The sequence below is a fragment of the Serratia sp. CMO1 genome (assembly GCF_015689115.1).
Lineage (GTDB): Bacteria > Pseudomonadota > Gammaproteobacteria > Enterobacterales > Enterobacteriaceae > Serratia > Serratia marcescens.
Genome location: NZ_CP065032.1, coordinates 1628088 through 1653830, shown reverse-complemented (window position 1 = coordinate 1653830; position 25743 = coordinate 1628088). Strand labels below are relative to the sequence as shown.

Here is a 25743-nt window from a genome sequence, read left to right as displayed (position 1 = left end):
TCAAAATGGACCTGCCTGTGCTTGTGAATATCAACCGCCCATTGCGGCGGCGGAGCTAAATTAGCATGCAACGTAGGGAATAACTAAACCTTAGCTCAACACAATGTGGAGACACGCCTGGTTACAGTTCAGCATTGAACTCCCGTTTAGTGAAACCTTGATGAAATAACGCCATTCAACACAGCCAAGGATTTCATCATGTCACAGCTCAGCTACCCACTCGCCTCCGCCCGGCCGCTTAACGGCTGGCAACTGATGACGGCGCTGATCAATGGCGAAAAGGCACCGAGCAACGCCTGGAAAAAAACCTCGTTTCGCCTGAAGTTTCTCGGCCGTTCGCTGCTCAACTGGCGCACCACCAGCGGCCTGCTCAGCACCCTGGCCAGCAACCCGCTGCGGGAGGAGATCCTGAGCGCGCAGCCGAACCTGCCGTGCAAGCTGCATCGCCCCTACCTGGCGGCCAACATGAGCAAGATCGAATGCCTGTTCGCCCTGCGCGATCATTACGATCTCATCGTGCAGCGCATGCCGCTGAAGATGCGTCTCGGCCACCTCGGCCCACAGCCTTTCGTGCTGGCCCGCGCGATGGGCAAAAACGAAGCGCCGATCGCGCTGGAACTGGCGGCGATCGACAAACTGAATAAGGAAGGGGAAGCCACGCTGCTGCTGCGCAACGCCAACGGCGTGATGCTGGCGGAAATCACCTTTGCGCTGATGCATTATCAGCAGCAGCCGACGCTGTTCATTGGCGGCCTGCAGGGCGCGAACCATGAGGTGCCGCACGCCGAGATCCAGCACACCACCAAGGAGTGTCACGGTCTGTTCCCTAAACGGCTGGTGCTGGAGGGCATTTGCACGCTGGCGCGGCATCTCGGCATCCGCCAGATCGTAGCCGTCGGCAATGCCACCCATATCTATCAAAACTGGCGTTACCAGAGTAAGAAGAAGGGCCAACTGCACGCCGATTATGATCAGTTCTGGCTGTCGATGGGCGCCAAACCGCTCGACAGCGGCTATTTCCTGCTGCCCGAGCGCATCGCCCGCAAACCTATCGAAGAGGTTGCCAGCAAGAAGCGCGCCGAGTATCGCCGTCGCTATCAGCTGCTGGACGCGCTGGAACAGGAATTGGCGGCGCATTTCTGCGCCCGATGACGCCCGGCGGGCTGTCAGTCCGCCCGGCCGCGCGCCAGCCAGATTACCCGTGAGAACATTTTCTTCAGCAGCGGCGGCACCGAGTCCGTGCCCCATTCGCCGGCCTGCATCGCGACCTCAATCGCCAGATCCGGTTTCGACGAATGGTGAACCGCTTTCAGGATCACCTTGCGCACCGGCATCTGCGCGTTGAGCGGCACCGACGCCATTCGGTGATAAACCGGGCCGAACCCTTCGCGGAACATGAAGTGCTCCATGTCCGGCGCCGGCAGCGCGGTCAGCCGATCGCGTTCGTTGTCTTCATGATTGTCCAGCAGGCTGCGCACGGTATTGGCGTACTTTTTGCCTGCCTCGTCGCCGTCCACCAGCGCATGCCACTCGATGCCCATGCGGCGGGCGAAGCGCAGCAGCGGCTTCAGGCCGCACTGGGCGAATTCGATGACCCTCACCCCTTCCGCCTCGAAATGATAGCCGCACTGGCGCGCCAGCTCGTTCAGCAGCCACACTTCGGTCTCGCCTTCCACCAGCAGCCAGCAGCGGGCGAACAGTGACGACGGCCGGTTGAAACGGATGTGAAACGCGATGCGCCGCCCGTCTTCGGCGCTCAGCCCGCGCGGCCCGAGACGGTAGGTCGCAACCCGCCCCGACTCGCGCACCAGCCGGCAGACGTGCTCCACTGGCACCAGCGACACCAGTTCGCTGGAGTTGGTGGTGGTGATGCGCTGCAGCGGCAGCTGATTGAGCAGCCCCCAGGCCACCGACAGCATGATCGGGTGCAGGCGAGTTTCCGGGTCCTCCACCAGCAACAGCGGCCGGGCATGGGGATCCAGCTTGACGTCGCCCTTGGCCTGCAGCAGGGTGGAAAACATCCCCAGCAGGATCAGGCGCATGCTGCGGCTGTTCGGCTCGGCCACCATGCGGTTGATGCCGTCCAGCGCGCGCCAGGCGTCCTGCTCCGGTTCACCGCCGCGGCGGCGCGGCCGCGTCACCTGCGAACTCTGCTCGGCGAAATAGTGCTCCAGCAGCTGCTGCATCGCCGCCAGCCCCTGGCGCAGCTCACCGTTGGTCAGCTTCTGCGGATTGCGCACCAGCTCGCGCGTCAGCTGATCCAACTGCTGCGCCAGCGCCTGGGTATCGGGTTTGCGTTCATCGCCGAGGCTGCTGGGGCGCAGGCGACGAATAAAGCGCGCGTCGCGCAGGCGCAATACCGGATGGATGCGGATAATGGCGTGGGCCAGTTGTTCGATATGGTGCAGTTGAAAGGCGTTGCCGTCGGCGTCGAGAAAACCGCGCCAGGTGCACACCGTGCCGTCGTCGGCCAGCTCGCCCTCGCAGCGGTAATGGATGCGGCTCAGGCCATCTTCGCCCTTGACCCACAGCGGCGTCAGGTGGCGATAGCGCGGCAGGTGCGCATGGCCGATGTCTTTTTCGCAGAAGGTGAACACCACCTGCAGGTGGCGCTCTTTGGCTGACTCTTCACCGGGGGGGAAATGGAAATCGTGCGCTTCAAACCGATACAGCTTCTGCTCCGGCGCCAGCAGCAGCGTCAACGCATCCAGCAGGCTGGATTTACCCCAGGCGTTTTCGCCGAGCAACAGCGTGTTGTCGTCCAGCATCAGCGACAGCCGATTAATGCCGCGAAAACCTACAATTTCGATACGCTCCAAGAACATCCGCCGCCTCCCGTGCGCGCCGTCGCCTCTTCAATGAGGCGACCTTCACAGAGCATGGTCAAAAAACCCCTTGCAGGTCAAGCGGCCAGCGTCAAATCTGCCGCTTTACTCCGGCCGGGCTTTTGGTTAGCGTGTGCTCCTCGCCGCCGTTCGGCACGCCTCAAAACTCAAGGACACAAGCTGCACCATGTACTCAGGACTGTTGATTATTCTGTTACCGCTGATTGTCGGTTACCTCATTCCCTTACGCCATCGCCCGCTGCTGGTGCTGATCAACCGGCTGCTCAGCTGGATGGTGTACGTGATCCTGTTTTTCATGGGCATCAGCCTGGCGTTTATGGAAGATCTCAGCAGCAACCTGGTGCTGATCTTCCAGTACAGCGCGGTGTTCTTCTTCTGCATTCTCTGCGCCAATCTGCTGTTGCTGGCGCTGCTGGAGCGGCGCATGCCGTGGCGCAGCAGCCATAAACAGGAAAAGCTGCCTTCGCGCGTGCACATGGCGCTGGAGTCGCTCAAGCTGTGCGGCGTGGTGCTCGGCGGCTTCCTGCTCGGCCTGACGCAGTGGCAATGGCTGCAGTTCGCCCATAAAGGCAGCGAATATGCGCTGATCTTCCTGCTGTTGCTGGTCGGCATTCAGCTGCGCAACAGCGGCATGACGCTGCGCCAGATCGTGCTCAACCGCCGCGGCACGCTGGTGGCATTGGTGGTGACCGTCGCGTCGCTGGCCGGCGGCGCGCTGGCGGCGCAGCTGCTGGGGTTGCCGGTCAAGGCCGGGCTGGCGATGGCCTCCGGCTTCGGCTGGTACTCGCTGTCCGGCATTCTGATCACCGACGCCTACGGCCCGGTGATGGGCAGCGCCGCGTTCTTCAACGATCTGGCGCGCGAGCTGGTGGCGATCATGCTGATCCCGACGCTGGTGCGCCGCAGCCGCTCCACCGCCCTCGGCCTGTGCGGCGCCACCTCGATGGACTTCACCCTGCCGGTGCTGCAGCGCAGCGGCGGACTGGACATGGTGCCCCCCGCCATCGTCCACGGCTTCCTGCTGAGCCTGCTGGCGCCGGTGCTGATCGCCCTGTTCTCCTGATCCTTTCCCCTGGGGGCCCCCGGCCCCCAAAGCGTAATAATTCCCATCCGCACGGCAAAATTGCGCTAAATCAAACTTGCCCGCAGTAGTCGCACAAAAGCCTTTTGCAACCCCGATCGCCGATCTATGCTTTTAAACAAGCATTACAAATGCAACTTTAAAATTAAAAGGAAGCGACTATGTTCTGTGTGCAATGTGAACAAACCATTCGAACCCCGGCAGGCAACGGCTGCGCGTATGCTCAGGGCATGTGCGGCAAAACGGCGGAAACCTCCGATCTGCAGGATCTGCTGGTGGCGGCGCTGCAGGGCCTCTCGGCCTGGGCGCTGCAGGCGCGTTCGCTGGGCATCGTCGACCACGAAATCGACAGCTTCGCCCCGCGCGCCTTCTTCTCCACCCTGACCAACGTCAACTTCGACTCCCAGCGCATCATCGGTTACGCGCGGGAAACCCTGCTGCTGCGCGACTCGCTGGCCGCCCGTTGCCGGCTGCTGGATGCCGACGTGCGCGTCGATCACCCGATGGCGGCGCTGCAGCTGGCCGGTGACGCTATGCCTGCGCTGCTGCAACAGGCGGCGCAGTTTGCCCTCGACAGCGACAAGGCCGAGGTCGGCGACGACGTACACGGTTTGCGCCTGCTGTGCCTGTACGGCCTGAAAGGCGCGGCGGCCTATATGGAACACGCGCACGTGCTCGGCCAGTTCGACGAACAGCTCTATGCCGACTACCACGCTTTCATGGCCTGGCTCGGCACCCGGCCGCGCGACGTCGATACCCTGCTGAACAACGCCATGGGCATCGGCAAGATGAACTTCAACGTGATGGCGATCCTCGATCGCGGTGAAACCCAGGCCTACGGCGATCCGCAGCCCAGCGCGGTCAACGTACGCCCGGTGGCCGGGAAAGCCATTCTGATTTCCGGCCACGATCTCAAAGATCTGCGCATGCTGCTCGAGCAAACCGAAGGGCAAAACGTCAATGTCTACACCCACGGTGAAATGCTGCCGGCGCACGGCTATCCGGAACTGAAAAAATTCAAGCACCTGGTGGGCAACTACGGCAGCGGCTGGCAAAACCAGCAGACGGAATTCGCCAAATTCCCCGGCCCAATCGTGATGACCTCCAACTGCATCATCGATCCTAACGTCGGCAACTACGGCGATCGTATCTGGACCCGCAGCATCGTCGGCTGGCCGGGCGTCAACCATCTGGAAGGCGACGATTTCGGCGCCGTGATCCGCCAGGCTCAGGGCATGAACGGCTTCCCTTACACCGAGATTGAGCACCTGATCACCGTCGGCTTCGGCCGCCAGACGCTGCTGAACGCCGCCGACACGGTCATCGACCTGGTGTCGCAGAAAAAACTGCGCCACGTCTTCCTGGTGGGCGGCTGCGACGGCAGCCGCGACGAACGCAGCTATTTCACCGACTTCGCCCGCAGCGTGCCGCAAGACTGCCTGATCATGACGCTGGCCTGCGGCAAATACCGTTTCAACAAACTGGATTTCGGCACGCTGGAAGGGCTGCCGCGCCTGCTGGACGTCGGCCAGTGCAACGACGCTTACTCCGCCATCATGTTGGCGGTCAAGCTGGCGGATACGCTCGGCTGCAGCGTCAACGAGCTGCCGCTCAGCCTGGTGCTGTCGTGGTTTGAACAGAAGGCGATCGTCATTCTGCTGACGCTGCTGTCGCTGGGGGTGAAAAACATCGTCACCGGCCCGACCGCGCCGGGCTTCCTGACCGACAACCTGATGGCGATCCTCAACGAGAAATTCGGCCTGCGTCCGATCACCACCGTCGAGCAGGATATCGCCGCGCTGCTCGCCTGATGCCGTTACGTTATGGGGCCGCCTGCGCCGGCCCCTTTGCTTTTTGAGGTGCCCGATGACTCAACCCACTCCGCTTTGCCCGAACCGCATGCAGGTGCATTCCATCCGGCGTGAAACCGCCGACGTCTGGACGCTGAACCTGATCTGCGACGTTTTCTATCCTTACCAGGCCGGCCAGTTCGCGCTGGTCAGCATTCGCAACAGCGAGGAGACGCTGCGCGCCTATACGCTCTCCTCCTCGCCTGGCCAGAGCCGCTTTCTCAGCATCAGCGTGCGCTGCCTGCCGGACGGCGTCGGATCGCGCTGGCTGACGCAAGAGGTCAAGCCCGGCAACACGCTGTGGCTGTCCGACGCGCAGGGCGAATTCAGCTGCGAGCGCCACCCGGCCGATCGTTATCTGATGCTGGCCGCCGGCTGCGGCGTGACGCCGATCGTCTCGATGTGCCGCTGGCTGACCGCCAACCGTCCGGCCTGCGATATCGTCGCGATCGTTAACGTGCGCACCCCCGCAGACACGATTTTCGCCGATCAATGGCGCGCGCTGTGCGCCGCCCATCCGCAGCTGCGCCTGACACTGATGGCCGAGCGGGGTCTGCAACCCGGCTACCTTAGCGGCCGCATCGATGAGCAGACGCTGCGGCAGGCGGCGCCGGATATCGCCGAACGCACGGTGATGACCTGCGGCCCCGCGCCCTACATGGATCAGGTGGAGCAGCTTTGTCGCCGGCTCGGCGTGCCGGCCGAGCGTTTCCATAAGGAGCAGTTCCACACGCCGGCGGCGCAGGCCGACGCAACCGAAGGGCTGACGCTGCGCGCCGCCCGCCCGCTGCGCGAATTCCGCGTGCCGGTCGGCAGCACGCTGCTGGCGGCGATGGAGGCCCATGCCCTGCCGGTCAACGCCGCCTGCCGCGCCGGGGTGTGCGGTTCGTGCAAAACCCGCATCCTCGAGGGCGACTACACCACCACCAGCGCCATGACGCTGAGCGCGGAAGAAATCGCGCAGGGCTACGTGCTGGCCTGTAGTTGCCAACTGCAGGGCGATGTCACGCTGGCGTGATCCCTGGCCCCATCGCCGCGATGGGGCATTTATCGGCAAGTTCCCCCTCTTCAGCCCGGTTACACTTTTCCCCGTCCTACGCTCTTTACCCTTCCTGACCGCATCTCGTCCACAGCCGGTAAGCTATGCTTGCAGTTGTTCTGCTGCCACTCACCGGATCGAGTCCACATCGTTTTTCAAACCTTGTTTGGGGGAACCATGAAGCAAACCGTAGCCACACTGATCGCCAAAACGCTGGATCAAGCAGGCGTAAAACGCATTTGGGGCGTGACCGGCGATTCGCTCAACGGCCTTAGCGACAGCCTGCACCGCATGGGCACCATCGAATGGCTGGGCACCCGCCATGAAGAGGTGGCCGCCTTCGCCGCCGGCGCCGAAGCCCAGCTTACCGGCCAGTTGGCGGTGTGCGCCGGTTCCTGCGGCCCCGGCAACCTGCACCTGATCAACGGCCTGTTCGACTGCCACCGCAACCATGTGCCGGTGCTGGCGATCGCCGCGCATATCCCTTCCAGCGAAATCGGCAGCGGCTACTTCCAGGAAACCCATCCGCAGGAGCTGTTCCGCGAATGCAGCCACTATTGCGAACTGGTCTCCAACCCGGAACAGCTGCCGCGCGTGCTGGAGATCGCCATGCGCAAGGCGATCCTCAATCGTGGCGTGTCGGTGGTCGTCTTGCCGGGCGACGTGGCACTGCGCATGGCGCCGGAAGACGCGGCCGTGACCTGGCATACCCCGGCGCTGCCGCTGGTGCAGCCGCCGATGAGCGAGCTGAACAAGCTGGCGGAAACGCTGAACAAGGCGAAGAACATCACCCTGATGTGCGGCAGCGGCTGCGCCGGCGCGCACGATGAAGTGGTTAAGCTGGCCGAGCTGCTGCAGGCGCCGGTGGTGCACGCGCTGCGCGGTAAAGAGCATATCGAATGGGACAACCCTTACAGCGTCGGCATGACCGGGCTGATCGGTTTCTCCTCCGGCTACCATGCGATGATGAACGCCGACACGCTGGTGCTGCTCGGCACCCAGTTCCCCTATCGGGCGTTCTACCCCACCAACGCCAACATCATTCAGATCGACATCAACCCCGGCAGCATCGGCGCACACTGCCCGGTCAATATGGCGCTGGTGGGCGATATCCACACCACCCTCACCGCTCTGCTGCCGCAGCTGGAGCCGAAGCGCGACCGGGCGTTCCTCGACAAGGCGCTGGAGCATTACCGCAACGCGCGCAAGGATCTCGACGGGCTGGCGACCGCCAACGACGACCAACCGATCCACCCGCAGTATCTGGCGCAGCAGCTCAGCCAGTACGCCAGCGACGACGCCATCTTCACCTGCGACGTCGGCACGCCGACGGTGTGGGCCGCCCGCTACGTGAAAATGAACGGCAAGCGCCGCCTGCTCGGTTCGTTCAACCACGGTTCGATGGCCAACGCCATGCCGCAGGCGATCGGCGCTCAGGCCACCGCGCCGGATAAACAGGTGATCGCCATGTGCGGCGACGGCGGCTTCACCATGCTGATGGGCGATTTCCTGTCGCTGGCGCAGCTCAAGCTGCCGGTGAAAATCGTGGTGTTCAACAACAGCGTGCTGGGATTCGTGGCGATGGAGATGAAGGCCGGCGGCTACCTGACCGACGGCACCGATCTGCATAATCCGGACTTCGCGGCGATCGCCAACGCCGCCGGCATCAAGGGCATCCGCGTGGAAAAAGCCTCCGATCTGGACGGCGCGCTGCAGGAGATGTTGGCGCATCCCGGCCCGGCGCTGCTGGACGTGGTCACCGCCAAGCAAGAGCTGGCAATGCCGCCGCAGATCAAGTTCGAACAGGCGAAAGGCTTCAGCCTGTACATGCTGCGCGCTATCATCAACGGCCGCGGCGACGAAGTGGTTGAACTGGCGAAAACCAACTGGCTGCGCTAAGCAAGCTGCCCCGATAAAATAAAGGGTATATGATGCCATGTACCCTTTTCCTCTCCCTTACATTCCAGGAACCCTATGCTTATCGATCTACGCAGCGACACCGTTACCCGCCCCAGCGCCGCCATGCGCCAGGCGATGGCTCAGGCAGAGGTCGGCGACGACGTCTACGGCGATGACCCGACGGTCAACGCGCTGGAGGCCGAGGCGGTGCGCCTGTCAGGCAAAGAAGCGGCGCTGTTTCTGCCCAGCGGCACCCAGGCCAACCTGGTGGCGCTGCTGAGCCACTGCCAGCGCGGCGATGAATACCTGGTCGGCCAGCAGGCGCACAACTACAAATACGAAGCCGGCGGCGCAGCGGTGCTGGGCAGCATTCAGCCGCAGCCGATCGAGGCCGACGCCGACGGCACGCTGCCGCTGGACAAGCTCGCCGCCGCCATCAAACCCGACGATATCCACTTCGCCCGCACCCGGCTGCTGAGCCTGGAAAACACCATCAGCGGCCGAGTCCTGCCGCAGGCCTACCTGCAGCAGGCGTGGCAGTTTACCCGCGAGCGGCAGCTGGCGCTGCATATCGACGGCGCGCGCATCTTCAACGCCGCCGTGGCGCTGAACCTGCCGCTGAAAGAGATCGTGCAATACTGCGACACCTTCACCATTTGCCTGTCGAAAGGGTTGGGCGCGCCGGTCGGATCGCTGCTGTGCGGCAGCGAGGCCTTCATTCAGCGCGCGCTGCGCTGGCGCAAGATGACCGGCGGCGGGCTGCGTCAGGCCGGCATCCTGGCGGCGGCCGGCCTCTACGCGCTGGAGCATAACGTTGCGCGGCTGCGCGAAGACCATGACAACGCGGTCTGGCTGGAGCAACAGCTGCGGCAGATCGGCGTGGAGATCGCCGCTCCCGGCGCGCAGACCAACGTGCTGTACCTGCGCCAACCGCCGGCGCTGGCGGCCAAATTCGGTCCGTGGATGCGCGAACGCGGCGTGCTGATCAGCAGTGGCCCGCTGACGCGCATTCTGACCCACCTCGACGTCAGCCGTCAGGATCTGCAGCGGGTGGTCGAACTGTGGCGGGAGTTTCTTCAGCAGCACGCCTGATTTCCCCTCCCGGTGCGCCGGGAGTCTCTTATCGCCCGCCGATGGCGTCGACAAAGCGGCGGGTGATCTGCTGCGGGCGCGTAATGGCGCCGCCCACCACCACCGCATGCGCCCCCAGCCTCAGGCAGCGCGCGGCCATCGCCGGCGTTTCGACATTGCCTTCAGCGATGACTGGCACCGATACCGCCGCCAGCACCGCACGCAGAAAGCCGAAATCGTTATCCGCCAGTCGGGCGCCCCGGCTTTCAGCGGTATAGCCGTACAGCGTGGTGCCCACACAGTCGAAGCCCAGCCTGGCGGCCTCTTGCGCCTCCTCCAGGGTGGCGATGTCCGCCATCAGCAACAGCCGGGGATACCTGGCGCGGATCGCGGCGACCAACGCGGCCAGCTGCAACTCCCCCGGCCGCGGGTGGCCGGTGGCGTCCAGCGCGATCATCTGCGGCGCCGCCGCCATCAACTCATCGATTTCGCGCAGGGTCGGCGTGATATACACGTCGCTGCCCGCATAATCGCGCTTTATGATGCCGATGACCGGCAGCGCCACCGTGCGCATGATAGCTTTAACGTCTTCGACGCCGTTGGCGCGGATCGCCGCCGCGCCGCCTTGCTCGGCCGCCAGCGCCATGCGCGACATGATAAAATCGCTGTACAGCGGCTCGTCGTCCAGCGCCTGGCAAGACACCACCAGGCGCCCCTCAATCTGCTGTAAAATGGAAAGCGTCATAAATCCAACAACTCCTCGACTTCGTTTCTAATGATGGTGACGTGCGGGCCGTAGATCACCTGAACACCGTTGCCGCGAACGATAACCGCCCGTGCGCCGCTGGCTTTCAGCCCGCTTTCGTCCAGCAGCCGGCTCTGTTTCACCGTCACGCGCAATCGCGTGGCGCAACAATCCAGTTCGACGATATTCTCTTTGCCGCCCAGCGCTGCCAGCACCTGTTGCGAGCGTTCGGTGCCCGTCATCACCGCTTCCGGCGCAGCTTCCGCCTCGCGCCCCGGCGTTTTAAAGTTGAAGCGCAGGATCAGGAAACGGAACGTGAAGTAGTACAGGAAGAACCAAGGCACACCGACTAGCGGGACGTATATCCAGTGGGTTTTCGCTTCGCCCTGCAGCACGCCGAACAGCATGAAATCGATAAAGCCGCCGGAGAACGTCTGGCCGATGGTGATATGCAGGATGTGAGCGATCATGAACGCCAGGCCGTCGAACAGCGCGTGCACCACGTACAGCGCCGGTGCGACAAACAGGAACGAGAATTCGATAGGTTCGGTGATGCCGGTCAGAAACGAAGTCAGCGCAGCCGACAGCAACAGTCCGCCGACGCGTTTGCGGTTCTCGGGACGCGCACTCTGGTACATCGCCAGGCAGGCACCGACCAGGCCGAACATCATGGTGATAAAACGGCCGGACATGAAACGCGCCGTGCCAATGTAGAACTGCTGTGTATTCGGGTCGGCCAACTGGGCGAAAAAAATGCGCTGTGTGCCTTCCACCAGCTGTCCGTTGATCACTTCGCTGCCGCCAAGCGCGGTGGTCCAAAACGGTAGATAGAAGATGTGATGCAGGCCGAACGGCCCGAGCATGCGCAATACGAAGCCGTAGATAAAGGTACCGAGATAGCCGCTGGCGTCTACCAGCCCGCCCATGCCGAAGATCAACTGTTGGAAATGCGGCCACACCACCGTCATCAGGGCACCGACCGCCATCGCCGCCAGTGAGCTGACGATCGGCACAAAGCGCGAGCCGCCAAAAAAACCCAGGAACGGTGGCAGCGCTATCTTGTTATAGCGGCCGTGCAGATACCAGGTCACCAAACCGATGACCACCCCGCCGAACACCCCAGTCTCCAGCGTCTGGATCCCGAGAATCGTTCCCTGCCCCACCGCGCCCGCGTTCTGCGTGGCCAGCGTGCCGTTAATTTTCAACAGCGCATTGATGGTGGCGTTCATTACCAGATAGGCGATCAGCGAGGCCAGCCCCGCCGTGCCCTTGTCGCTTTTGGCCAGCCCCACCGCCACACCGACCGCGAACAAGACCGCCAGGTTGGCGAACACAATAGCACCGGCACTGGCCATCACGGTAAATATGCTTTGCAACCAGCCGACATCGAGGAAGGGATACGCCTCGACGGTATTGGGATTGGATAGCGCACCGCCGATCCCCAACAGCAGACCAGCCGCCGGCAGCACGGCGATCGGCAGCATGAACGACTTGCCGAACAGCTGGGCTTTTTCGAACCAGCCGCCGGAGCGCGGCAATTCTGGTGTTGACATAAATTTTCCCCCGATATCATTTTTATGATGAAAATTTTTACCACAAAATAATATTTTTAATGAAAAATTTATTCATAACGATGATCGGCTTCACAATCCGTCGATTTCACTGGCGAGCCGCGGCGTCTTTCCGCCACAATAGAAACGGGAATACTCAGAAAGGTAACGTGATGAATACAGGCAACTTGTTATTGCGGCTGCGGCAGGATTTGGCAGGGTACAGCCCCACGCTGCAAAAGCTCGGCAACTATCTTCTTGCGGAGCCCTCCCGCGCCGTTTACCTGACCATCACCGAACTGGCGCGTGAAAGCGCCACCAGCGAAGCCAGCGTCACGCGGCTGTGCCGCCATCTCGGCTGCAAAGGCTATACCGAATTTAAAATGGCGCTGGCCCTCAGCTTGCAACAAAGCCAGCCGGAAGCGGCGACGCGCCAAAGCGCGGCGGAAAATTTGGTGGAAGAGAGCGTACAGGCGCTGCGGGATACCGGCGCGCTGTTGGATCCGCAGGCGCTGCAACAGGCGGCGGACAGCTTGCAACGTTGCGCTTCGGTGCAGATTTACGGCGTCGCCGCCAGCGCCATCATCGGCGACTTCCTGCACTACAAGCTGTTGCGCCTCGGCAAACCGGCGCAGCTGTTCAGCGACATGCACCGGGCGGCGATGAATGCAGCCTCGCTGAGTGAGCGGGATCTGCTGATCGTCATCTCCAGCTCCGGCTCAACCAAGGACGTGCTGCATGCGGTGACGTTGGCCAAAGGGCGCGGCGCACGCGTGATCGCCGTCAGCAATACCCAACGCAGCCCGCTGGCCAAGATGGCGGATACGCTGCTGGTGGCGGCCAAACCGGAAGGGCCGCTGACCGCTGGCGCCCTGCCGGCCAAGGTCGGCGCCATGCTGCTGGTGGAGTTGATGATCGCCGAACTGACTCAGCGCGATCCCGCCTACGCTCAGGCGATGCAGACCACCGCCAGCGCGACTCTGCCGCTGCTGCTGTAATCAGAAGATCCAGCGGCCGTAAACCCAGTACCACAGCCCCAGCACCGCCGCCAGATTGAGCGCCACGCTGAGGATGAACCAGGTTTTAAACGGCTGTTTCTGGGTTTTGTGGCGAAACAGCTGCTGCGCCAGCAGCGCGCCCAACCACCCGCCCAGCGCGCCGAACAGCAACAGCGTCGCCTCCGGCACTCGTCGCCATCCCTTGCGCGCCGCCAGCTTATCGCCGCCGTAGATCAGAAACGTCAGCAGGTTCGCCAGCAGCAACCCCATCCACACCGGATGCGGCGAGAAAAAACTGGCGATCAGCGCCAGGCCCAGCAGGGCGTAACAAATCACATTGAGCTTCATGGCATTCGGTTTTTCGTGCGATAAGGGGCGCGTAGTGTGAACCTGCGCCGCGGCGGATGCAACCGGCTTATACCCATACAAAAAGTGCATTTAAACCCTGAATTTGGCATCCTGTCGTTCTGCGATTCTTTCACCGCACAAGGCGGCCGATGACACCCCAACGCGTACTGGTTCTTGGAGCCAGCGGCTATATAGGCCAGAACCTGATCCCGCACCTGATCGAACAGGGGCACCAGATTACCGCCGCCGCGCGGCGCATCGAGTGGCTGCAGGCGCAGAACTGGCCGCAGGTCAACTGCCTGTATGTCGATCTGTACCGCCCGGACACCCTGAGCGCGGCGCTGTGGGAGATAGATACGCTGTACTATCTGGTGCACGCGATGGGCGACGGCGACGACTTTATCGAAAAGGAGCGCCAGGCGGCGGAAAATCTGCGTGACGCGCTGCGCAATGCCGGCGTCAGGCAGGTGGTCTTTCTCGGCGCGCTGCAGCCGAACGACGACAGTTCGCCGCACCTGGCGGCCCGCCGCCTGACCGGCGAGATCCTGCGCCAGAGCGGCGTGCCGGTGACCGAGCTGCGCGCCGGCATCATCGTCGGCCCCGGCTCGGCGGCGTTCGAAGTGATGCGCGACATGGTCTATCACCTGCCGGTGCTGACGCCGCCGCGCTGGGTGCGCTCGAAATCGTCGCCGGTGGCGCTGGAGAACCTGCTGGTTTATCTGGCCGATCTGCTGGCGCATCCGGCGCAGGAACACCGCATCTTCGACGTCGCCGGGCCGGAATACCTCAGCTATCAGGACATGTTCCAACGCTTTATCGCCATCAGCGGCAAACGGCGCTGGCTAATCCCGATCCCCTTGCCGACGCGGCTGATTTCGGTGTGGTTCATCAGCCTGATCACCTCGGTGCCAACGCCGATCGCCCGCGCGCTGATCCAGGGGCTGAAGCACGATCTGCCCGCCGACGGCCGGCCGCTGCAAGCCTTGATCCCGCAGCGTCTGCACACTTTTGATCAGGCGGTCACCGCCACGCTGCAGCGCGAACTGGAGGTGGTCGACTCCGCCGACTGGGGCTACGATCCGGCGGCGCGGGCGCGCTGGCGCCCCGGCTACGGCTACTACCCCAAACAGGCCGGTTGCGCGCTGGACACCGCCGCCTCCAGCCAGGCGCTGTGGCAAACGGTGCAGCAGCTGGGAGGTGAAGAAGGCTATTTCTACGCCAATATCCTGTGGCGGATCCGCGCCCGCATGGACGACATGATCGGCAACGGCGTGGTCTATGGCCGCCCGGCGCGCGTGGCCCTGGCGCTGGGTGACGAAATCGACGGCTGGAAAGTGATTACCCTGAAGCCGCTGCGGCAGCTGGCGCTGCTGTTCGGCATGAAGGCGCCCGGCCTGGGGCGGCTGAGCTTCACCATCACCGATCACGGCGATCGCCGCACGCTGGACGTGCGCGCCTGGTGGCACCCGGCCGGCTTCAGCGGGCTGCTGTATTGGTTCGCCATGATGCCCGCACATCTGTTCATTTTCCGCGGCATGGCGAAGCGCATCGCCGAGCTTGCCGAGAGCCTGGACCGCCAACAGCGCTGAACGCCGTTCATTTGTCGATCAACCGCACAGTTTGCCGCTGTGCTTCGGGGCTTTCCGATTGCATAGCGCACGAAATCACGGAAGAATGGCATCTTATTTGCTGGGAGCGCCGCAAGCGCCCGCCGGTATTCCGATTTTGGGTGAGAATAGAGTCCGTTATGAAGGTATTGGTCACCGGTGCCACCAGTGGGTTAGGCCGTAACGCCGTTGAATATCTGCGCCGTCAGGGCATCAAAGTGCGCGCCACCGGCCGCAACCAGGCGATGGGCGGCCTGCTGGAAAAAATGGGCGCGGAGTTCATTCATGCCGATCTCACCAACCTGATCTCTTCGCAGGCCAAGGCGATGCTGGCTGACGTCGACGTGCTGTGGCACTGTTCCAGCTTTACCTCGCCCTGGGGCACCGAAGAAGCCTTCGAACTGGCCAACGTCCGCGCCACCCGCCGCCTCGGCGAATGGGCGGCGGCCTATGGCGTGGCGCAGTTCATTCACATCTCTTCCCCGGCGATCTATTTCGATTACCACCATCACCGCAACGTAACCGAAGACTTCCGCCCGCAGCGCTACGCCAATGAGTTCGCGCGCAGCAAGGCCGCCGGCGAGCAGGTGATCCAGCAGTTGGCGCTGTCCAATCCGCAGACCCATTTCACCATTCTGCGCCCGCAGGGATTGTTCGGGCCGCACGACAAGGTGATGCTGCCGCGGCTGCTGCAAATGATCAAACGCTACGGCAACCTGCTGCTGCCGCGCGGCGGCGCGGCGATGGTGGACATGACTTACCTGGAGAACGCGGTGCACGCCATGTGGCTGGCGACGCTAAAAGAAGACACGCCGTCCGGCCGCGCCTACAACATCACCAACCAGCAGCCGCGTCCGCTTCGCACCGTGGTGCAGCAGCTGATCGACGATTTGGGCATGAAGTGTCGCATCCGCTCCGTCCCCTACCCGATGCTCGACATGATGGCGCGCGGCATGGAGCGCCTGGGCAGCAAAAGCGAAAAGGAGCCGGTGTTGACCCACTACGGCGTCGCCAAACTCAACTTCGACCTCACGCTCGATACCACTCACGCGCAGCAAGAGCTGGGCTATCAGCCGATCGTCTCGCTGGAAGAAGGCATCGCGCGCACCGCCCGCTGGCTGAAAGATCACGGCAAACTGCACGGCCTGTAATCAACGCCACGCGCCGTACTTCAACAGCAGCGCATCGATAATCGCCTCACTCTCTGCATCCGGCTCGCCGCGAACATCGTCGGGCCGGAAATGCATCTGAAACGCCGCCAGCACATTGCGCTGCTGCCGCGCATCCCACGACGGGTCGATCGCGTAGCCGTAACGCGCCAGCTTTTCGAGCAGCGGTGCCAGCGGCACCGGCACCTGTCTGTCTCGCCCCGCCAGCAGCCGCTGCACGTCTGCCTCGTCCGGCCATGCGCCGATGCCGGCCTGCGCCAGTTGCCGCCAGGGGAACAGCGGGCCGGGATCCTGTTTGCGCTGCGGCGCGATGTCGCTGTGCCCCACCACGTCCTGCGGCTGAATGCCATAGCGTTGGATAATGTCGCGGCTCAGCGGAATCAACACGGCGATCTGTTCCGCCGTGTAGGGCTGCCAGTGGGTGAACAGCATGCTGCGGGTGAACCCCTTGTTGACGATTTCAATGCCGATCGAGGTGTCGTTGAGATTGCTGCGCCCGCGCCAGCCGCTGGCGCCGGCATGCCAGGCGCGCATCGCTTCCGGCACCAGCCGGTACACCGTCGGTTTGCCGTGTTCGCGCTGCGGATGCGCCGGCAACAGGTAGTGCGCGCTGACGTGTTCATCGGTCAGCGTTTTCAGAGATGAATGGAAGTCTTCCGCCGTATAGTGCATCACCAAAAAGCGAATGCGCCGATCGGCGCCCTGCGCCTGGTGCAGCGTCTCGAGCTGGTAAGCGCCGCGATCGACGAGCGTGTCCTGTTGCGGATTTTGGCACCCCGCCAACAGCGCGGCGGCGATGATCCCTGGCCAAATTTTCACTTATCCTCCTGATTGGCGTCCGTGAGAGATGTAACGCGACGCGATTGACCTGTATCCAATCATCACGTTCGTCGAGAAATAATGACAGACAACGCCGATGTGCAAGCGAGTGTTGCTCCCGACTGGCGGCCTTTCCCGCCCATGATAGTCTCAAAGTATCATCTGCGCTGAAAGAGCGGAGTCGAACATGTTCACGCCACGCTATCTGTCCTGGTTGCTCTGTGCCGCCATGCTGCCGCTCAGCGGCTGCGATCGGCAAAAAGTCGCCGATGCGATGGGCGGGAGCGCGCCGCCCTCGGCTGCATCCGCCGCCAATGTGAGCGCGCCGGCCTATACGCCGCTGACCGCCGACCAGCTGTACCAGTTGGTCAGCCCGGTGGCGCTGTTCCCCGACAAGCTGCTGGCGCAGGTGTTGGCCGGCGCGGGTTATCCTGACCAAATCAGCGCCGCGAATGCCTGGCTGGCGCAAAACCGCGGGTTGCAACCGGCGGCGCTCAGCTCAGCGGCCGACGCTCAGCCTTGGGATCCCAGCGTGCGCGGCCTGGTGCAATTCCCCGACGTGCTCGATCAAATGGCGAAAAACATCCCCTGGACCACCGCCCTGGGCAGAGCCTACCTGAACGATCCCACCGACGTGATGAACGCCATTCAGGTGATGCGTCAACGGGCGGCCAGCCAAGGCACGCTGAAAAACACCCCGCAGCAGCGCATCGTCGTGGCCCCCACCCCCCGTTACGTTGAGCAGCAGCCCTATCGCCAGCGCGTGGTGGCGGCGCCGGGCGAAACCATCGTCATCGAACCCAGCCAGCCGGATACGGTTTACGTCCCGCATTACGATCCCTGGGTGGCCTACGGCACGCCGATCCCAGCTTATCCGAGCTATCGGTATCAACCTTCGGGCTACAGCGGCGGCGACATGTTGGCGGCCGGCGTGATCAGCTTCGGTGTCGGCATTGCGGTCGCCTCATTGTTCAATCAGCACAACAGCGGCTGGCACAGCTGGGATATGCGCTGGGACGATCGACGCCAACCGGTGGTCTACCGCGATGCGCCCTACGTATCGCATTCCACCACCGTGGTGAATCGCGTCACGAACATCAACCAATATAACAACGTGAACAATGTGAATCGCAGCATCCATACAGTGAATAACTACAACAATACGACCGCCGCACCGACGCCGCATTTCAACCCGCCGACGCCTAACGCGCAGCCGCGTGTCGCGCCTGCGGCCCATGCGCCGATAACCCTGCCGACCTTTGCGCATACCCAGCCGGTGGCGCCTCACGTACAGCAGCCTATAGCCGTACACCCGCCGGTAGCGGCCGCCCCACACGTGCAACAACCGGTCATCGCGCCTCATGCACAGCAGCCGATGAGCACGCCGACGTTCACGCATGCCGTTCCGACGGCGCCTCACCCACAGCAGCCGACAGCCGTACATTCAGCGTCGCTGCAGACGCATCCGATGCCGGCCGCTGCGGCGATGCATCAAGCCGTCGCGCGCCCGCAGGTTCTGCAGGCCCCGCACGTCGCTCAGCCGGTGATCCGCGAACCGGCAGCGCCGCAGCATCCGGCGGCGATAAGCCCGATGCCGGCGCCGCAACAGCGCATCATGCCACATGCGGCCCCGGCGCCGCAGCTCCATCAGACGTCCGTTCAGCCTGTGCCGCATCGCCAGGAGCCGGTGCCCACGAAGCCGCAGGAACACCGCCCAATCGTCGAGCAGCACAAGGTGGGATAAATCAAGAGGATGTCGCCCCGGCGGAATGGCCGGGGCGAAAAGAAAGCTTGGCGTTAGCGGCTGACTTTCACCGCGGTGCCGCTGACGGTCACCATCAGCATGCTGCCGTCTTTGCCAACGGTTTCATAATCGATATCAATGCCGACCACCGCGTTGGCGCCCAGCTCTTTCGCCTGGTCTTCCAGCTCTTCGAATGCGATCAGGCGCGCCTTGCGCAGCTCTTTCTCATAAGCGCCCGAGCGGCCGCCGACGATATCGCGCACGCCGGCGAAGAAATCACGAAAAATGTTGGCGCCGAGGATCGCTTCGCCGGTGACGACGCCGCAGTATTCGGTGATGGTAAACCCTTCCAGGGTCGGGGTAGTTGAAAGCTGCATCAGAACTCCTTGTTTGATTAATTCAACGTATCTATGACCAGAAGATTGGCATTATGTTCGCTTAATCAATGGCACGCAGTACGAATGCAAGGCCAAAAAACGCATTTATACTGTAAGCTATCGGTCTTCATGGTAGAGACTTTCACATAAGGTAATAAGATGAAAACAAAAACGATTGCGGCTGTTTTACCCTTAGCGCTGTTGCTGAGTGCCTGTACCACGGTGGAACCGGCATACAAGGATATCGGCACCCGCAGCGGCAGCTGTGTGGAAGGCGGCCCGGATACGATCGCGCAAAAGTTCTATGACCTGCGCATCCAGCAGGGCGCCGGCCTGCCGGACAGCAACCGCCTGGCGCAGCTGCAGCCCTATCTGAGCAAAGTGCTGTATCAGGATCTGGTCAGCGCCGCTCAAAACCCGGGCAAGCACCGGATAACCGGCGATCTGTTCTCCGGCAATGCGCAAGGGCCAAGCAACGCCTCCGTCGCCAGCGCCTCGACCATTCCTAACACCGATGCGAAGAACATCCCGCTGCGCGTTGACTTGAGCTACCAGAAAGACGCCAACAGCACCGTGAACTGGCAAGACGAAGTGCTGATGGTGCGCGAAGGCACCTGCTGGGTGGTTGATGATATTCGCTACCTGAATGTTCCAGCACACGCCACCAACGGCAGCGTGCGCCAGGTGCTGGAAAACCGATAACCCGCACTCCCCGGCCGACGCGGGCTTGCCGCGTCGGTCATCCCCGCCGTCCGCCAGTCGCTCAAATTTCGTCCAATAGAAAAAATTTCGCTACCGATCTCACAGCCTGCGCCACAAATCCCCTCCCTCGGCTTGAGTCGCGGTATCTTGTGCTAATCTTTTACTGTCCCGCCGCACACTCATAAATTTTAACGCACAAAGATTGCATAAGTATTCTGTGGAAGTTAACATTTGCGGCATCAATGTCTATTCAATTCTGGCGCATGAGTATTCAACTTAACGGTATCAATTGCTATTACGGCGCTCACCAGGCGCTGTTTGACATCACGCTGGAATGTCCAGCCGGGGAAACCCTGGTGCTGCTTGGCCCAAGCGGCGCCGGGAAAAGCTCATTGCTGCGGGTGCTGAACCTGCTGGAAATGCCGCGTTCGGGCCAACTGCAGATCGCCGGCAACCAATTCGACTTCAAACAGGCGCCGGGCGAGAAAGCCATTCGCGAACTGCGTCAAAACGTCGGCATGGTCTTCCAGCAATACAACCTGTGGCCTCACCTCACCGTGGTTCAGAACCTGATCGAGGCGCCTTGCCGCGTGCTGGGTCTGACCAAGGCTCAGGCGATGGAGCGCGCCGACAAGCTGCTCAAGCGTCTGCGCCTGACCGACTTCGCCGATCGCTTCCCGCTGCACCTTTCCGGCGGCCAGCAGCAGCGCGTGGCGATCGCCCGCGCCCTGATGATGGAACCCCAGGTGCTGCTGTTCGATGAACCGACCGCGGCGCTGGATCCGGAAATCACCGCTCAGATCGTCAGCATCATTCGCGAACTGGCCGGCACCGGCATCACGCAGGTGATCGTCACCCACGAAGTGGAAGTGGCGCGCAAGACCGCCAGCCGCGTGGTGTACATGGAAAACGGCCACGTGGTGGAGCAAGGCGACAGCAGCCACTTTGCGCAGCCACGGACCACCGAGTTTGCCAACTACTTATCACACTAACGATTAACTTGCTGTAATTTGGGGATTTTGCGATGAAAAAACTAATAATCGCCGCCGTTCTGGCCGGCATCAGCGTTTCCGCCTCCGCAGCCGAAACCATCCGTTTCGCTACCGAAGCCTCCTATCCTCCATTTGAATTTATTGACGCCGGCAACAAAATTCAGGGTTTTGATGTCGATCTGGCCAACGCGCTGTGCAAAGAGATGCAGGCCGAGTGCACCTTCACCAACCAGGCGTTCGACAGCCTGATCCCGAGCCTGAAGTTCAAGCGTTTCGATGCGGTGATGGCCGGCATGGACATTACGCCGGAGCGTGAGAAGCAGGTGCTGTTCACCAAGCCTTACTACGATAACTCGGCGCTGTTCATCGCGCAGAAAGGAAAAATCGCCGACGTGGCGGCGCTGAAAGGCAAGAAAGTAGGCGTGCAAAACGGCACCACCCACCAAAAATACCTGACCGACAAGCACCCGGAAATCACCACCGTGCCTTACGACAGCTACCAGAACGCCATTTTGGATCTGAAGAACGGCCGCGTTGATGCGGTGTTCGGCGATACCGCGGTGGTCAACGAGTGGCTGAAGCAGAATGACGCGCTGGCGGCAGTGGGCGCCAAAGTGACCGACAAAGACTACTTCGGCACCGGCCTCGGCATCGCGGTGCGCCAGAAGAATACCGATCTGCAGGGCAAGTTCAACGCCGCTCTGGACAAGATCAAGCAGGATGGGACCTATGAAACCATCTACAAAAAATGGTTCCAGCAGTAATACACCCAAATGAATGAATTACAACCTTTAGCAAGCGCCGCCGGCATGACCGTCGGCCTTGCCGTTTGCGCCCTGATCCTCGGGCTGATTCTGGCGATGCTGTTCGCCGTATGGGAATCGTCCCGCTGGAAAGCGGTCAGCTGGCTCGGCACCGCTTGGGTGACCGTGTTGCGCGGCCTGCCGGAAATCCTGGTGGTGCTGTTTATCTATTTCGGCTCGTCGCAGCTGCTGCTGATGCTCTCCGACGGCTTTACCCTCAACCTCGGTCTGTTCCAGCTGCCGATTCAGCTGGCGATCGACAATTTCGAAGTCAGCCCGTTCCTGTGCGGGGTGATCGCCCTGGCCTTGCTCTATTCCGCCTACGCCTCGCAGACGCTGCGCGGCGCGCTCAAAGCGGTGCCGCAGGGGCAGTGGGAATCCGGTCAAGCGCTTGGACTGAGTAAGGCGGCGATCTTCTTTCGCCTGATCATGCCGCAGATGTGGCGCCACGCCCTGCCCGGCCTCGGCAATCAGTGGCTGGTGTTGTTGAAAGACACCGCGCTGGTGTCGCTGATCAGCGTGAACGATCTGATGTTGCAAACCAAGAGCATCGCCACCCGCACCCAGGAGCCTTTTACCTGGTATGTGATCGCGGCGGCCATCTACCTGCTGGTGACGCTGTTCAGCCAATACGTCATCAAACGCATTGAGCTGCGCGCCACGCGCTTTGAGCGGGGGCCGGTCTGATGATTGAGTATTTGCCGGAAATCCTCAAAGGGCTGCATACCAGCCTGACGCTGACCGTCGCCGCGCTGATCGTCGCGCTGGTGCTGTCGCTGCTGCTGACGGTGATCCTAACGCTGAAAACGCCAATCCTGACGCCGCTGGTCAAGATCTACGTGACGCTGTTCACCGGCACGCCGCTGCTGGTGCAGATCTTCCTGATCTACTACGGCCCCGGTCAGTTTCCGGCGATCCGCGACTATCCGTGGCTGTGGAACCTGCTGTCGCAGCCCTGGCTGTGCGCGATGATAGCGCTGGCGCTGAACAGCGCGGCCTACACCACGCAGCTGTTCTACGGCGCGGTGCGCGCCATTCCCGCCGGGCAATGGCAGTCGTGCGAAGCGCTGGGTATGTCGCGCCGGCAGACGCTGCGCATCCTGCTGCCGTTCGCCTTCAAACGCGCGCTGTCGTCTTATTCCAACGAAGTGGTGCTGGTGTTCAAAAGCACCTCGCTGGCCTATACCATCACGCTGATGGAAGTGATGGGCTACAGCCAGCTGATGTATGGCCGCACCTACGACGTGATGGTGTTCGGCGCCGCCGGCCTGGTGTACCTGTGCGTCAATGGCCTGCTGACGCTGCTGATGCGACTGGTGGAGCGCCGCGCGCTGGCGTTTGAGCGCCGCAACTGAGGCCGCTGCCCCCATGAGCCCCGCCATTGTGCGGGGCTTTTTTTACCCCCTCAAAACAATACTTAATCATTTATATTGCATTTTAATTCACTCAGTGGCAGGGTTAACAACAGGCATTCGCACAAAAACCTCTGGCGATTACCAGTAAAAACAAACGATAGCGAATAATCACTTTCAGGATCCAGACAGGAGCTCTACGCATGAAAAAACTGCTGCTTGCCGCGACGATGTTGGCCGGGATGACCTTTAACGCCGCCGCAGCCGAGACTATCCGCTTCGCCGCCTCCGCCACCTACCCGCCGTTCGAATCGCTCGACGCCAACAACCAGATCGTCGGTTTCGATATCGATCTGGCCAACGCGCTGTGCAAGCAGATGCAGGCGCAGTGCACCTTCACCAACCAGGCGTTCGACAGCCTGATCGCCGCGCTGAAATTCAAAAAATACGATGCGGTGATTTCCGGGATGGATATCACGCCGGAGCGCAGCAAACAGGTCGCCTTCACCCAACCTTACTACGCCAACTCGGCGATTGTGATCGCGCAAAAAGGCAAGTTCAGCTCGCTGGCGGATCTGAAAGGCAAAAAGCTCGGCATGGAAAACGGCACCACCCACCAGAAATACATGCAGGACAAGCACCCGGAGATTAACACCGTTTCTTACGACAGCTACCAGAACGCCATTCTGGAGCTGAAAAACGGCCGTATCGACGGCGTGTTCGGCGACACCGCCGTGGTGAACGAGTGGCTGAAAACCAACCCGCAGCTGGCGCCGGTCGGCGAGCACATCACCGATGCGCAATACTTCGGCACCGGTCTCGGCATCGCGGTGCGCCCGGATAACCAGGCGCTGCTGGCCAAGCTGAACGCCGCGCTGGACGCCATCAAGGCCGACGGCACCTACAAAGCCATCAACGACAAGTGGTTCCCGCAGTAAGTCCGCGTGTGGAGTCGCCCTCCTTCGGCGGCTCCATCTAATTGCCACCCCATCCGGTTAGTGCTAAATTTGATACTGAATTTAGCATCAAGGATAACATCATGACGGTTCAACCCATTCTTGCCGACTCGGCAGTCAGCATCAGCGATTTTAAGAAATCGCCCAACGCCGCCCTTAAAGAGGCACAAGGGCAACCGGTCGCCGTCCTGACCAACGGTAAGATTTCGGGATATTACGTCTCTCCGGAAACCTGGGAGGCGATCGCGGAGTACCTGGAAGATATCGAACTCGCTGAAATCGTTCGTTCACGGATGAACGGCAAACGCATTAAGGTCAATTTGGATGACTTATAAGCTTGAATTCGAAGAACATGCGCTGAAGGAATTTAAAAAACTGTCCCCGGTGATCCGGGAACAGTTCAAAAAAAAGCTGGCATCGGTGCTGGTTAATCCCCACATCCCCGCCAACAAACTCGCCGGTTTGCCTGATTGCTACAAAATCAAACTCAGAGCCTCAGGCTTTCGTTTGGTATATCGCGTCATGGAAACGGAGATCGTGGTTCTGGTCCTGTCTGTGGGCAAACGCGAACGTTCAGCGGCTTACACGGCTGCCAAAAAGCGCCTTTAACGCCGCACCAACAGCGTCAACACTTCGTAGTGCGCGGTATGCGGGAACATGTCGAACAGCTGCACCCGTTCGATGCGGTATCCCGGCAACATCTCGATATCTTTCGCCATGCTCTCGGCGTTGCAGCTGGAATACAGAATGTAATCCGGCGCCATCCGGCTCAAATAATCGCACAGCGCCTGGCCGATGCCGCGCCGCGGCGGATTGACCAGCACCAGCTGCGGCACCTGGCCTTCGGCGGTGGCGAAGCGGGTGGAGTCGAGCGCCTGAAAATCGACCTGCAACAACCCTAACCGCTGCGCCGACTGGCGCGCGCAGGCGATCGCTTCCGCGCTGATTTCGATGCCGGTCAACCGCGTTTGCGGCTGCGCGCAGTGCAGGCCGAAACCGCCGACGCCGCAGAACAGATCCCACATGCTGTCGATACCCAGCGCGCGCACCCAGTCGCGGGCGGTGGCATACAATTCGGCGGCCACCTGCGGGTTGGTCTGGAAGAAGCTTTGCGGGCGGATGAACAGCGGCACCTGATTGAACTGTTCCTCCAGCGCCTGCTGTTCGGTCAGCGCGATCTCGCGCTCCCCTTCCATGATCGCCATATGCACCGGCTGAATATTGGCGGAGATCACCTTGAGCTGCGGCAGCTGCTGCTGCAGCCACGGCAGCGCGGCGCGCAGCTGCGCCAGCTTGGTTTCCGAGCGCAGCACGAAGCGCAGCATCACGCCGCCGTCGAGCGTGCTTTCGGTCAGCAGCAGGTATTTCAGCTCGCCGCGTTTGCGCGCCACGTTATACGGCGTCAGGCCGGCGCGGGCGATGAAGCTTTTCAGCACCGCAAACATCGGCGCAAAGCCGGCGGGATACAGCGGGCAATCGCTCAGGTCGACCGGCGTGCCGTCGCGGTGCAGCATGCCGAGCAGCGGACGCTCCACGCTGCCGCTGACCACCATCTTGGCTTTATTGCGAAATGCGCTCAGTTCCCCCGCCGCCGGCTGCAGCCACTGTGCGACGTCGCGCCCGGCCAGCAGCGAGTGCAGGTGATGCTGTTTGTCGGCCAGTTGCTGCGGATAGGGCTTTTCCAGCCACTGACAGGAACGGCAGGTGCCCGCCGTATACAAAGCGCAATGCATGAAGATTACCGTGAAGTTCAGGATGACGAATTAAGGGCGCAGAGTTTACCACTCCGCGCGCC

25 protein-coding genes are annotated in these 25743 nt (G+C 61.9%); 18 read left to right on the top strand and 7 right to left on the bottom strand.

The window, feature by feature from the left end:
* The first annotated feature begins 198 nt into the window (after window positions 1-198).
* Window positions 199-1152, top strand: coding sequence for a VirK/YbjX family protein (locus IT763_RS07845; RefSeq protein ID WP_206195316.1), 954 nt, complete (start codon window positions 199-201; stop codon window positions 1150-1152).
* 14 nt (window positions 1153-1166) lie between these two features.
* Here IT763_RS07845 and IT763_RS07840 read toward each other — a convergent pair whose 3' ends face one another.
* Window positions 1167-2825: an ATP-dependent endonuclease gene (locus IT763_RS07840; protein ID WP_016928338.1), complete on the bottom strand. Its 1659-nt coding sequence runs from the start codon at window positions 2823-2825 to the stop codon at window positions 1167-1169.
* 187 nt (window positions 2826-3012) lie between these two features.
* On the opposite strand from IT763_RS07840, the gene IT763_RS07835 reads away from it, so the two are divergent.
* The 5 genes from IT763_RS07835 (at window position 3013) to ltaE (ending at window position 9807) form a co-directional block, all read left to right on the top strand.
* Window positions 3013-3909, top strand: coding sequence for a lysine exporter LysO family protein (locus tag IT763_RS07835; protein ID WP_004928363.1), 897 nt, complete (start codon window positions 3013-3015; stop codon window positions 3907-3909).
* Between the two features lie 179 nt (window positions 3910-4088).
* Window positions 4089-5738 (top strand): hydroxylamine reductase, encoded by a 1650-nt coding sequence (hcp, locus tag IT763_RS07830; protein ID WP_049299061.1) that lies wholly within the window; start codon window positions 4089-4091, stop codon window positions 5736-5738.
* A gap of 55 nt (window positions 5739-5793) precedes the next feature.
* The gene (hcr, locus tag IT763_RS07825) at window positions 5794-6795 is read left to right on the top strand and encodes an NADH oxidoreductase (RefSeq protein WP_176063435.1); all 1002 of its coding nucleotides are present in this window, start codon (window positions 5794-5796) and stop codon (window positions 6793-6795) included.
* Between the two features lie 198 nt (window positions 6796-6993).
* Window positions 6994-8715: a ubiquinone-dependent pyruvate dehydrogenase gene (gene poxB / locus IT763_RS07820; protein WP_021504349.1), complete on the top strand. Its 1722-nt coding sequence runs from the start codon at window positions 6994-6996 to the stop codon at window positions 8713-8715.
* Window positions 8716-8790: 75 nt separating this feature from the next.
* Window positions 8791-9807, top strand: coding sequence for a low-specificity L-threonine aldolase (gene ltaE, locus IT763_RS07815; protein WP_016928343.1), 1017 nt, complete (start codon window positions 8791-8793; stop codon window positions 9805-9807).
* A gap of 28 nt (window positions 9808-9835) precedes the next feature.
* Here the strand turns inward: ltaE and IT763_RS07810 are convergent, their stop codons facing one another.
* Window positions 9836-10531 (bottom strand): N-acetylmannosamine-6-phosphate 2-epimerase, encoded by a 696-nt coding sequence (locus IT763_RS07810; RefSeq protein ID WP_206195315.1) that lies wholly within the window; start codon window positions 10529-10531, stop codon window positions 9836-9838.
* Window positions 10528-12084: a PTS transporter subunit EIIC gene (locus IT763_RS07805; RefSeq protein WP_028127983.1), complete on the bottom strand. Its 1557-nt coding sequence runs from the start codon at window positions 12082-12084 to the stop codon at window positions 10528-10530. The genes IT763_RS07810 and IT763_RS07805 overlap by 4 nt, the downstream gene beginning before the upstream one ends.
* 167 nt (window positions 12085-12251) lie before the next feature.
* Here IT763_RS07805 and IT763_RS07800 point away from each other — a divergent pair, with 167 nt between their 5' ends.
* The gene (locus tag IT763_RS07800) at window positions 12252-13079 is read left to right on the top strand and encodes a MurR/RpiR family transcriptional regulator (protein ID WP_028127982.1); all 828 of its coding nucleotides are present in this window, start codon (window positions 12252-12254) and stop codon (window positions 13077-13079) included.
* Here IT763_RS07800 and IT763_RS07795 read toward each other — a convergent pair whose 3' ends face one another.
* The gene (locus IT763_RS07795; RefSeq protein ID WP_028127981.1) at window positions 13080-13427 is read right to left on the bottom strand and encodes a DUF1294 domain-containing protein; all 348 of its coding nucleotides are present in this window, start codon (window positions 13425-13427) and stop codon (window positions 13080-13082) included. It lies immediately after the preceding gene.
* Between the two features lie 149 nt (window positions 13428-13576).
* On the opposite strand from IT763_RS07795, the gene IT763_RS07790 reads away from it, so the two are divergent.
* Together IT763_RS07790 and IT763_RS07785 are read left to right on the top strand one after the other, a co-directional pair.
* Entirely contained in the window at window positions 13577-15016 is a 1440-nt protein-coding gene (locus IT763_RS07790; RefSeq protein ID WP_206195314.1) for a DUF2867 domain-containing protein, read from the top strand.
* A 158-nt stretch (window positions 15017-15174) separates the two neighbouring features.
* The gene (locus tag IT763_RS07785) at window positions 15175-16185 is read left to right on the top strand and encodes an NAD(P)-dependent oxidoreductase (RefSeq protein ID WP_206195313.1); all 1011 of its coding nucleotides are present in this window, start codon (window positions 15175-15177) and stop codon (window positions 16183-16185) included.
* Here the strand turns inward: IT763_RS07785 and IT763_RS07780 are convergent, their stop codons facing one another.
* A complete protein-coding gene (locus tag IT763_RS07780; RefSeq protein WP_206195312.1) occupies window positions 16186-17022 on the bottom strand; it encodes an N-acetylmuramoyl-L-alanine amidase in 837 nt (278 codons plus the stop codon). It lies immediately after the preceding gene.
* Window positions 17023-17209: 187 nt separating this feature from the next.
* Here IT763_RS07780 and IT763_RS07775 point away from each other — a divergent pair, with 187 nt between their 5' ends.
* Window positions 17210-18766: a DUF3300 domain-containing protein gene (locus IT763_RS07775; RefSeq protein ID WP_206195311.1), complete on the top strand. Its 1557-nt coding sequence runs from the start codon at window positions 17210-17212 to the stop codon at window positions 18764-18766.
* Between the two features lie 53 nt (window positions 18767-18819).
* Here IT763_RS07775 and IT763_RS07770 read toward each other — a convergent pair whose 3' ends face one another.
* Window positions 18820-19143, bottom strand: coding sequence for a heavy metal-binding domain-containing protein (locus tag IT763_RS07770; protein WP_004928400.1), 324 nt, complete (start codon window positions 19141-19143; stop codon window positions 18820-18822).
* A gap of 159 nt (window positions 19144-19302) precedes the next feature.
* On the opposite strand from IT763_RS07770, the gene IT763_RS07765 reads away from it, so the two are divergent.
* The 8 genes from IT763_RS07765 to IT763_RS07730 all read left to right on the top strand — a co-directional run bounded on the left by IT763_RS07765 (window position 19303) and on the right by IT763_RS07730 (window position 24557).
* Window positions 19303-19845, top strand: a complete 543-nt coding sequence (locus IT763_RS07765) for a lipoprotein (RefSeq protein WP_206195310.1) — start codon at window positions 19303-19305, stop codon at window positions 19843-19845.
* Between the two features lie 263 nt (window positions 19846-20108).
* Window positions 20109-20837, top strand: a complete 729-nt coding sequence (gene artP / locus IT763_RS07760) for an arginine ABC transporter ATP-binding protein ArtP (RefSeq protein WP_116403778.1) — start codon at window positions 20109-20111, stop codon at window positions 20835-20837.
* A gap of 32 nt (window positions 20838-20869) precedes the next feature.
* Entirely contained in the window at window positions 20870-21601 is a 732-nt protein-coding gene (gene artJ / locus IT763_RS07755) for an arginine ABC transporter substrate-binding protein (RefSeq protein ID WP_004928409.1), read from the top strand.
* Window positions 21602-21610: 9 nt separating this feature from the next.
* Window positions 21611-22327: an arginine ABC transporter permease ArtQ gene (gene artQ / locus IT763_RS07750; RefSeq protein WP_028127976.1), complete on the top strand. Its 717-nt coding sequence runs from the start codon at window positions 21611-21613 to the stop codon at window positions 22325-22327.
* Window positions 22327-22995 carry an arginine ABC transporter permease ArtM gene (gene artM, locus IT763_RS07745; protein WP_033637817.1) on the top strand — a complete coding sequence of 223 codons (669 nt, stop codon included), beginning with the start codon at window positions 22327-22329 and terminating at the stop codon, window positions 22993-22995. Before artQ ends, artM begins: the two co-directional genes overlap by 1 nt.
* Window positions 22996-23195: 200 nt before the next feature.
* On the top strand, window positions 23196-23930 hold the full coding sequence (gene artJ / locus IT763_RS07740; protein WP_016928355.1) for an arginine ABC transporter substrate-binding protein: 735 nt from the start codon (window positions 23196-23198) through the stop codon (window positions 23928-23930).
* A 101-nt stretch (window positions 23931-24031) separates the two neighbouring features.
* Window positions 24032-24283 (top strand): type II toxin-antitoxin system Phd/YefM family antitoxin, encoded by a 252-nt coding sequence (locus IT763_RS07735; protein ID WP_004928423.1) that lies wholly within the window; start codon window positions 24032-24034, stop codon window positions 24281-24283.
* Window positions 24273-24557: a type II toxin-antitoxin system RelE/ParE family toxin gene (locus tag IT763_RS07730; protein ID WP_015377296.1), complete on the top strand. Its 285-nt coding sequence runs from the start codon at window positions 24273-24275 to the stop codon at window positions 24555-24557. The genes IT763_RS07735 and IT763_RS07730 overlap by 11 nt, the downstream gene beginning before the upstream one ends.
* On the opposite strand, the gene rlmC is transcribed toward IT763_RS07730, so the two are convergent.
* A complete protein-coding gene (gene rlmC, locus IT763_RS07725) occupies window positions 24554-25681 on the bottom strand; it encodes a 23S rRNA (uracil(747)-C(5))-methyltransferase RlmC (protein WP_151254362.1) in 1128 nt (375 codons plus the stop codon). The two genes, IT763_RS07730 and rlmC, sit on opposite strands and share 4 nt — an antisense overlap.
* Between the last annotated feature and the right edge of the window lie 62 nt (window positions 25682-25743).